Here is a 1700-nt window from a genome sequence, read left to right on the forward strand (position 1 = left end):
AGTGGTCCAGGTCGTAAATCCTTCGGGGGTTATGCGGCCAGGGCCAATGCGGCAGGCTGGTTGTCGCAGCTGGCGGGTTGCTGGAGGTTCTGCTCTTTCTGTTCGTGTCGCTCGATCCGGGCCAGAAGGTCCTCGAGGTCGGCCGGGGTGAACTTCCATCTGAAGGGCCGGGCGGTCGCGTTGTAGCGCTGCTCGAAGGCGGTGAGCCGGTCTTCGACCTGGTCAAGGCTGGTGAAGTCGTTGGGTGTCAGGACCTTGCGCTGCACGATCGAGAAGTAGATTTCGATCTGGTTCGTCCACGACGCGTGGACCGGGGTGTGGACCATGACCGCGTTCGGGAACCGCGCCGTGAGCCGGTCGGCTGCGGCTTGGCCACGGTGTGAGGAGCCGTTGTCGACCACCCAGAACACACGCTTCGCCGACGCGTAGGGCTCTTGGGTCATGACCTGCTCGACCAGGGTCATGAACGGCAGGATGCCGGTCTTCGCGTTGTGGTGGGAGAACACTCGGGCCTGGTGGACGTCGTAGGCGGCCAGGTAGGCGAGGGCGCCTTTGCGCTGGTACTCGTGGTTGACCCGCATTCCCCGGGCGACACCGGGCGCCAGGGTGGGGTGGCAGCGGCAGCGGGCCTGGACGCTGGTCTTCTCGTCGCTGGAGATCACATACTCGTCCGGCCCGAGTGGGACGCCGTCGTATTCGCGGGCGTAGAGGCCGAGCACGCGGGCGGCTTTGACGGCGAACTGCGGGTCGCGGATGAAGATCCAGGACTGGTGCTGCCAGGGTTTGATCGTGTCACGGGCAAGGATCCGGCGGATGGTTGACGCCGAGATCGCCGAGACGATGCTGCGGTCGACGGCCTCAGCGGCCAGGTCCGGGCAAGTCCACTTCGACAGTGGCGTGCCGGTTTCGGCCGGTAGCTGGCAGGCTAGGGCTTTGACCTCGGCGATCTGGACCGGGGTGAACCGTGGCGGCCGTCCCGGGCGTGGCCGATCGGTGAGGCCGGCGAGGCCTTCGTCGGCGAACCGGTCGCGCCAGCGCCGCACGGTGTCGATGGTGAGGTCGTGCCGGCGGGCGATCGCGGCGTTGGAGTCTCCGCGGGCGGCATCACAGACGATCCGAGCCCGGATGACCTGCTGATATGCGGCGGTGTGGGAGTAGGCCACAGCGGTGAGTCTGTGTCGTTCGGCGGCGGTCAGGGTGATCGGACGTGCGTGAGGGGCAGGCACCGGCCAGCTTCCATTGAAGATGATCTCGTTCAGGGCTGGTCGAGGATGCCGGTCAAGCCTGCCGCAAGCCGGCAGGACACGCCGGAGGCGGCAGGATGTGAACCTATGCCGGTCATCCCTGCCTCCACCAAGACGTCCCTACCGCAGCGCCTGCGGGCCCGGGCCAAGGCGAACTGGCCGCAGCTGGCTGCGGTGCACGTGCGCTACCACGGCCACTTCGCCTACGTCACCGTCGAGTTGACCGGCGGACAGCAACTGCCGCTGATGCGACTGCGCTACAGCGGTTCCGCCCACCGCTGGAGCCTCGCGACCTACCGGGCCAGCAACAACAGCTATGAAGACCAGTTCTGGTTCAGCGGCACCACCGAAGAAGCCCTCGACTTCGTCTGCGACGTCCTCGTCAGTCCCATCAGCGACTGGCCACATCCAAACCCCGGACCGTCAACCCCCGAAGGACTTACGAACTGAAGCACT

General features: G+C 66.5%; 2 protein-coding genes. One reads left to right on the top strand and one right to left on the bottom strand.

Features of this window, described 5'->3' with window-relative positions; genetic code table 11:
* Positions 1-29: 29 nt before the first annotated feature.
* Positions 30-1226 carry an IS630 family transposase gene (locus tag ACFHVL_RS31180; protein ID WP_416632206.1) on the bottom strand — a complete coding sequence of 399 codons (1197 nt, stop codon included), beginning with the start codon at positions 1224-1226 and terminating at the stop codon, positions 30-32.
* A gap of 105 nt (positions 1227-1331) precedes the next feature.
* On the opposite strand from ACFHVL_RS31180, the gene ACFHVL_RS31185 reads away from it, so the two are divergent.
* Positions 1332-1694, top strand: coding sequence for a hypothetical protein (locus ACFHVL_RS31185; protein ID WP_416632207.1), 363 nt, complete (start codon positions 1332-1334; stop codon positions 1692-1694).
* The last annotated feature ends 6 nt before the right edge of the window (positions 1695-1700 follow it).

This window comes from Micromonospora sp. LOL_023 (assembly GCF_048060115.1).
In the GTDB taxonomy this organism is placed as follows: domain Bacteria; phylum Actinomycetota; class Actinomycetes; order Mycobacteriales; family Micromonosporaceae; genus Micromonospora_E.